This is a genomic window from Alteromonas sp. CNT1-28 (assembly GCF_022348345.1).
Taxonomy (GTDB): Bacteria; Pseudomonadota; Gammaproteobacteria; order Enterobacterales; family Alteromonadaceae; genus Alteromonas; species Alteromonas macleodii.
On record NZ_JAKREZ010000012.1, the window covers coordinates 86,996 to 94,063 of the forward strand.

Annotated in this window: 6 protein-coding genes; 5 read left to right on the plus strand and 1 reads right to left on the minus strand. The window is 44.6% G+C overall.

Going from position 1 to position 7,068, the window contains the following annotated elements; all coding sequences use genetic code 11:
• Positions 1–8: 8 nt before the first annotated feature.
• The 3 genes from proB (at position 9) to MHN02_RS10070 (ending at position 3,442) form a co-directional block, all read left to right on the plus strand.
• Positions 9–1,118 carry a glutamate 5-kinase gene (proB, locus tag MHN02_RS10060; RefSeq protein WP_049587803.1) on the plus strand — a complete coding sequence of 370 codons (1,110 nt, stop codon included), beginning with the start codon at positions 9–11 and terminating at the stop codon, positions 1,116–1,118.
• Complete coding sequence (locus MHN02_RS10065; RefSeq protein ID WP_239245852.1) at positions 1,115–2,362, plus strand: glutamate-5-semialdehyde dehydrogenase; 1,248 nt, start codon at positions 1,115–1,117, stop codon at positions 2,360–2,362. Before proB ends, MHN02_RS10065 begins: the two co-directional genes overlap by 4 nt.
• Positions 2,363–2,491: 129 nt before the next feature.
• Positions 2,492–3,442 (plus strand): mechanosensitive ion channel domain-containing protein, encoded by a 951-nt coding sequence (locus MHN02_RS10070; protein WP_239245854.1) that lies wholly within the window; start codon positions 2,492–2,494, stop codon positions 3,440–3,442.
• A gap of 3 nt (positions 3,443–3,445) precedes the next feature.
• On the opposite strand, the gene MHN02_RS10075 is transcribed toward MHN02_RS10070, so the two are convergent.
• On the minus strand, positions 3,446–4,000 hold the full coding sequence (locus MHN02_RS10075) for an HNH endonuclease (RefSeq protein ID WP_014949384.1): 555 nt from the start codon (positions 3,998–4,000) through the stop codon (positions 3,446–3,448).
• Positions 4,001–4,351: 351 nt separating this feature from the next.
• Between MHN02_RS10075 and pnp the strand changes: the two genes are divergently transcribed.
• Positions 4,352–6,463 (plus strand): polyribonucleotide nucleotidyltransferase, encoded by a 2,112-nt coding sequence (pnp, locus tag MHN02_RS10080; protein ID WP_239245865.1) that lies wholly within the window; start codon positions 4,352–4,354, stop codon positions 6,461–6,463.
• 161 nt (positions 6,464–6,624) lie between these two features.
• Positions 6,625–6,918 carry a DUF1244 domain-containing protein gene (locus MHN02_RS10085; protein ID WP_239245856.1) on the plus strand — a complete coding sequence of 98 codons (294 nt, stop codon included), beginning with the start codon at positions 6,625–6,627 and terminating at the stop codon, positions 6,916–6,918.
• The last annotated feature ends 150 nt before the right edge of the window (positions 6,919–7,068 follow it).

A 7,068-nucleotide genomic window follows, 5' to 3' on the forward strand; every position in this document is an offset into this window, starting at 1 on the left:
AGTTTATTATGAGTCATCCAAATTGGAAACGCGTAGTCATCAAAGTGGGTAGTGCATTGATATCGCCCAACCAACAAGGTTGTAGCAGTCATTACCTTTTGAGCATTGCGCAATTTATCGTGCGATGCAGAGCCAACGGTACACAAGTTGTACTCGTGTCTTCTGGTTCTGTCGCAGCGGGTGCGCACCTGTTTCCAGAGCAAGAAAAGTCAGATATTGCAGTTAAAAAAGCAATGGCAGCAGCGGGTCAAACCGAAATGATTGCCACATGGGACAGACTGTTTGATTTTCCGTCTGCTCAGATGCTTCTAACGCATGCTGATTTACGAGACAGAGAGCGTTACGTAAGTATCCGTGAAACGATATTTAGTTTATTGGACAACAATATTCTACCTATCGTGAACGAAAACGACACCGTTACCACTGACAAATTGAAAGTGGGTGATAACGATAATTTATCGGCCATGGTGGCGTCGGCAGCTGAAGCAGATGCACTTATCATCTGTTCAGACATTGATGGGTTGTACGATAAGAACCCGCATGAACACGACGACGCACAATTGCTTAAATCAGTTAATACCATTGATCAAAGCATTTATGACATGGCTGGCGGTGCGGTAAAAGGCGGTGTAGGCACCGGTGGTATGCGCACTAAAATTGAAGCGGCCGAAAAAGCCGTTTCGCATGGTATAGATACATATATTATTAACGGCTTTACTGAACTGTCGTTTAATATGCTGCTAGCAGGTGAAAACCCAGGCACGCATTTCAAACCTCACGCCACGCCAATGCAAGAGAATGTGCATTGGATGCGCCATACGTCAAACGCGCAGGGCGAGGTGATAGTAGAAGGGGACTTTGACGCCTCATTAGCTGGCGACGCAGAGCAACTGACAAGTAGCGAAATTATCGACGTGAAAGGTGAGTTCTCGGTAGGCGACACCATTCTAGTACGTAAAGAAGACGGTACTAAACTGGTAAAAGCCAAGTCGAATTACAGTAGCTGTTTATTGAATTTTATTGCGAATCAGGAAAACGAAGAATTCGCCCATGAGTTTGAGGAAAAGACTGGGCCAATTATTTCTGATCAGCACATAGCAAATCTGGAGAAAGAATGAGCATTATTACAGAGTTAGCACAACAGGCAAAAAAAGCTGCACGTACACTGGCTATTTTAAGCGAAAGCCAGAAAAACGCGGTGTTAACTGATATGGCCGCGGCAATTCGTGCAAACAAAAGCAAAATTATTGAAGTAAACGAAAAGGAAGTCGCGCGCGCCAAAGAAAATAACTTAGACGCAGCGATGGTTGACCGCTTAATCCTAAACGACGAGCGTATTGAAGCCATGGCTGAAGGCATCGAAGTTATTGTTGAACTTGATGATCCTGTGGGTAAAGAGCGCGTTATCGGTACACGTCCAAACGGTATTGAGATTAAGAAAATGCGCATACCGCTGGGTGTTGTGTGCATGATATATGAAGCACGACCTAATGTTACTGCCGACGCAGGCGCGCTGTGCTTTAAATCGGGTAACGCAGTAATATTACGTGGTGGTAAAGAAGCACTAGATACAAGTTTAGCCATTGCTGAACTTATGCAAGACGTGCTGGAGAAGCACAATTTACCAAAAGCGCTGGTAACGGTAGTTCCGAATCCAGATCGTGCATTAATGCAAGAGTTAATGGAGCAACGCGACTATATAGACGTTATTATTCCTCGTGGCGGTGAAGGTCTAATCAACTACGTGACTGACAACGCCAAGGTGCCGGTAATTCAGCACTTTAAGGGTGTGTGTCACCTTTACGTAGACAAAGAAGCAAATTTAGACAAAGCCATGGCGCTACTTCTAAATGGTAAAACACAGCGTACTGGCGTGTGTAATGCCTTAGAAGGCTTAGTAGTACACCAAGCTGTTGCGGGTGATTTTCTGCCTAAAGTAGCCGACGCATTCAAAGAAAAGGGTGTTAAGGTTCACGTAAACGAAAAAGGCAGCCAATACTTTGATGGTGCTGACGTTATTTCTGAAGACGCGTACGGTGAAGAATATCTTGGTCTTGAAATCGCTATCCGTGTAGTTGACGATTTCGAAGCAGCGGTTGACCACATTGCGCAATTTGGTAGTAACCACACGGAAGTAATTTGTACGGAAGATGCTGAAAAAGGCAAGTTATTCCAACGCGCAGTTGATGCAAGTGTAGTAATGGTTAATGCGTCTTCACGTTTTTCTGACGGTAGCCAGCTTGGCTTAGGTGCAGAAATTGGTATTGCAACCACTAAGCTACATGCTTATGGCCCAATGGGCTTGGAGTCGTTGACTTCAGAGAAATATTTAGTGAATGGCGAAGGCCAAATTCGCGACTAATAAAAAGATGTTTTAACTGGTCGGCATTGTGCCACGAGTTTACATGCTTCATAATTAAAAGCGCTGACATTCGTCGGCGCTTTTTTTGCCTATTCAAATATTTACCCTCGGAGTACAGACGGAGCTTACATGGAGATTGTGATAGACCCCGCGCAGTTATGGCATCAATTTATAAGTTTTGCCAATGATTATAAACTGCTGACATCTCTAGTACTTTTAATTGTACTGCTCTTTCTTAAAAAGGGTGTGTTGCGCCTTATCAGGCGCATTAGTTCTCATCGTGGCGAAGACCGCCGAAACCAAATTAATATTCTAGAGCAGCTGGGTAATGCCTTTATCATTATTGTATTAATGATGGTGTGGAGCTCTGAAATCCAAACACTGGCAATCTCCATTGCTGCCTTTATGGTGGCCATTGTGTTGGCAACCCGCGAGTTTATTCAGTGCTTTATGGGGTTCATTTACTACCTGGGCGCTCGGCCATTCAGGGTAGGCGATTGGATCCAAATGAACAACATCATTGGTGAAGTAGTAGAGATGGACTGGGCGAAAACGACACTTTTAGAAGTAGACCCTGAAAGCTTTAACTACACGGGTAAACACGTGTACGTGCCTAATAGCCAGCTAGTGACCCAAACTGTACGAAATCTTAACTTTATGCGTCGCTACCGTTTGCATTCATTTGAAATAGTGAACGAGCCTTCTGTGAACGCCTATAGTTTGCTTCCAGCGTTTCATGCCAGGGCACAGGCACATTGTGAATATTTCCGCGACGTAGCAGAGCGCTACAAAGGCCTAATTGAACGTCACTTAGAACAAGAGTTTATTCGCATTGACCCAGAGGTTGAGATTAAAACCAATGAACTTGCCAAAGTGGTGGTAAAGGTAAGCCTGTTTTGCCCTACAGCCGAAGCCCACGAGTTAGAGCACAAAATGTGCTCAGATTGGTTAAGTTTGTGGTTCAAAGCGCAAAAAGAAGAGCAACGCCAGCTTCATGCACAGCACAGCGATTCCTCTTCAGTGCAAAACCAAGCTAAAGCAATGCCTGAAGCACAGACAACTACTAGCGGTGCGCTATAGCGTTTATTCCAAGCACGTCCATTCTCTGTGGCTGGTAAAGTGGCCTTGTAAAAAGGCCATTTGGTCAGCCAAAATTCGCCTGTTCATTAAATAAAAACGCTCGTACACATTTGGCCTGAAGGGTACTGCAAGTAGGGGCATGTTGGCTTCTTCTGGCGTTTTAGCACCTTTTGCGTGATTACACCGCTGGCAAGCAGTGGCAACGTTCGTCCAACTGTCTTTTCCGCCACGAGAACGAGGGATAATGTGGTCTCGGGTAAGCTGCTTTGGCGTAAACTTATTGCCGCAGTACATACACAGGTAGCTATCGCGCCTAAACAAATAGCGATTAGTAAGGGCAACTTTGCCAGATAAATCTGTTACCTTGCCGTCGCACGCGATAATACTAGACAGGGTAAGCTGACTTTGCAGCCCTTCGTGATTCCAGCCTCCCTTAAGCGTTATAGCATCGCTACCTAGCTCAAATAGCACCTTATCTTGACTGTAAAGCTTTGCGGCTTGTTCAACATCTATCCACTCTTGTGGCATGCCTGCTTTATTAAGTCGAAGTACCAACATGGTTATCTCCTTTAGCACACTAATATTAGACGTTCTTGTTGTGGTTAATCACTTCTGCGCATTGGTCGCACGTGATGTTTATTTAAGTTCTTACTTTGTTCGCTTTTTGTTCTAGCATACGCTGTTTTGTGTCAATATGATGAAAATATAGTCAATAATTGAAATTTCACAGATATTTCATATAGTCATGGTGCTATAGGTGATAGCGGTTAATGACCGAGTTGATTACAAAATAACACGACAAATTCCGCGCGGGGCTGCATTTGACCATGGTATTAACGCTACTTCATGGCTATACTATGCGCCGCGTTTAAAAGCGATAAAATAAAGATTGAAATTAAAGGACAAATAGTGACTCCTATTACTAAATCATTTCAGTATGGACAGCATACTGTAACTCTAGAGACGGGTGTAATTGCTCGTCAGGCAACAGCTGCGGTTCTTGCGAGCATGGACGATACGTCTGTACTGGTAACAGTAGTTGGTAAAAAAGAAGCCAAAGCAGATCAAGACTTCTTCCCACTTACTGTTAACTACCAAGAAAAAGCGTACGCTGCGGGTAAAATCCCAGGTGGTTTCTTCAAGCGTGAAGGTCGTCCATCTGAAGGTGAAACACTGATTGCACGTCTTATCGACCGTCCAATCCGCCCATTATTCCCAGAAGGTTTCAAAAACGAAGTACAAGTTGTTGTTACTGTAATGTCTGCTAACCCAGATATCCCTACAGACATCATCTCTATGATTGGTACTTCAGCAGCCCTTGCTATCTCTGGTATTCCTTTCAACGGCCCAATCGGTGCGGCTCGTGTTGGTTATAGCAACGGTGAATACATTCTAAATACACGCGCAGAAGAGCAAGCTGAAAGCGAGCTTGACCTTGTTGTTGCGGGTACTGAAGGCGCAGTACTTATGGTTGAATCAGAAGCAAGCGTGCTTTCTGAAGACACCATGCTAGGTGCGGTTATGTTCGGTCACGAACAAATGCAAACTGTAGTTAACGCGGTTAACGAATTTGCTGCTGAAGTTGGCACTGAGAAGTGGGACTGGGCACCAGAAGCAGAAAACACTGCGCTTAAAGACAAAGTTAAAGCACTAGCTGAAGCAGAAATGACTGCGGCTTACCAGATTTCTGACAAGTTAGAGCGTAAAGACGCAGTAACTGCAGCAACTGAAAAAGCACTAGAAGCTATCCTTGCTGAAGACGAAGAACAAGATAAGAAAGAAGTACTAGACCTTCTTCACGATCTTGAGTCTGACGTTGTACGTTCACGCATTCTATCTGGCGAGCCACGTATCGATGGTCGTGACCCAGCAATGATCCGTGCACTAGACGTAGCGACAGGTATTCTTCCTCGTACTCACGGTTCTGCACTATTTACTCGTGGTGAAACGCAGGCACTTGTAGCTGCTACGCTTGGTACAGAGCGTGACGCACAGATGATTGACGAGCTTCAAGGTAAGCGCGACAGCCGTTTCATGCTTCACTACAACTTCCCTCCATACTGTGTTGGTGAAACCGGTATGATTGGTTCGCCTAAGCGTCGTGAAATTGGTCACGGTCGTCTAGCTAAGCGTGGTATTCAAGCAGTAATGCCAAGTGAAGAAGAATTCCCGTACGTAGTACGTGTGGTTTCTGAAATCACAGAATCAAACGGTTCATCTTCAATGGCGTCGGTATGTGGTACTTCACTAGCGCTTATGGATGCGGGTGTTCCAATTAAAGCGTCTGTTGCGGGTATCGCAATGGGCCTAGTTAAGAGTGACGACAACTTTGTCGTACTTTCAGACATCCTTGGTGACGAAGATCACCTTGGCGACATGGACTTTAAAGTAGCGGGTACTACCGAAGGTATTACTGCACTTCAAATGGACATTAAGATTGAAGGTATTACTAAAGAAATCATGCAAATTGCGCTTAAACAAGCAAAAGAAGCACGTTTGCACATTCTTAACGTAATGGACGAAGCGATTGGCGGTCACCGTGAAGAGCTAAGTGAATTTGCTCCACGCATTTACACCATGAAGATTGACCAAGACAAGATTCGTGACGTTATCGGTAAAGGCGGCGCAATGATCCGTCAAATTACTGAAGAGTCTGACACTAACATCGAGATTGAAGACGACGGTACTATCAAAATCTTCGCAACAGAGCGTGCGAAAGCAGACATCGCTATTAGCAAGATTGAGCAAGTAACGGCTGAAATTGAAGTTGGTAAGACTTACAACGGTAAGATTACCCGTATTGTAGACTTCGGTGCGTTCGTAGAAGTACTTCCAGGTAAAGAAGGTCTTGTTCACATTTCACAAATCGCTCACGAGCGTGTGAACAAAGTAACTGACTACCTAGAAGAAGGCCAAATGGTTGACGTTAAGGTTATGGAAATCGATCGCCAAAACCGTGTACGTCTAAGCATTAAAGAGCTTCTAGAAAAGCCTGCGCCTAAGTCTGATGACGCAGAGTAATGCCAATTAGGTTTTAAACCTAGTTAGCTGTATATAAGTAAAAAGGGAGCTTGGCTCCCTTTTTTCGTTATAGGTTTTAAAAGTAATAACGGGTTGGGTTTTACTCTTTAACCCTCACATCCAACCTATAACGAAAAGCGCTTTTTTAGAGGTATTAGATAATGGATAAGCAAACGCAAACCGAAGTAGAAGCAGCAGTATTCCGCCGCTTAGTAGAACACCTAGACGCAAATAAAGACGTTCAGAACATTGACCTGATGATTTTGGCGGATTTCTGCCGTAACTGCTTGGCAAAGTGGTATTCGGCGGCTGCAAACGAGCAGGGCGCTGAAATCGACTACGAAGCCGCACGCGAATTGGTATACAAAATGCCGTATTCAGAGTGGAAAGAGAAGCACCAGCTTCCAGCAACTGACGAGCAGCTGGAGAAGTTGGCTGCTAGGCAGGGGAAGTAGTTTTTAGATAAGACAAAACTTGTTTTTGTGTTTTGAAAGCCGGCTTATGCTGGCTTTTTTGTTTGCCCAGCGAAGCTGGCAAACCCGTCAGGTTGAAAGAAACCTGAATCACCCTGACTGAGGGGAAGATAATCCGAATGGCAAGGGCGT

Bases quoted from the DNA above. Each gene is read 5' to 3' on its own strand.
- MHN02_RS10075 (WP_014949384.1), bottom strand. From the start codon at position 4,000: ATGTTGGTACTTCGACTTAATAAAGCAGGCATGCCACAAGAGTGGATA.
- MHN02_RS10065 (WP_239245852.1), top strand. From the start codon at position 1,115: ATGAGCATTATTACAGAGTTAGCACAACAGGCAAAAAAAGCTGCACGT.
- MHN02_RS10070 (WP_239245854.1), top strand. From the start codon at position 2,492: ATGGAGATTGTGATAGACCCCGCGCAGTTATGGCATCAATTTATAAGT.
- MHN02_RS10085 (WP_239245856.1), top strand. From the start codon at position 6,625: ATGGATAAGCAAACGCAAACCGAAGTAGAAGCAGCAGTATTCCGCCGC.
- proB (WP_049587803.1), top strand. From the start codon at position 9: ATGAGTCATCCAAATTGGAAACGCGTAGTCATCAAAGTGGGTAGTGCA.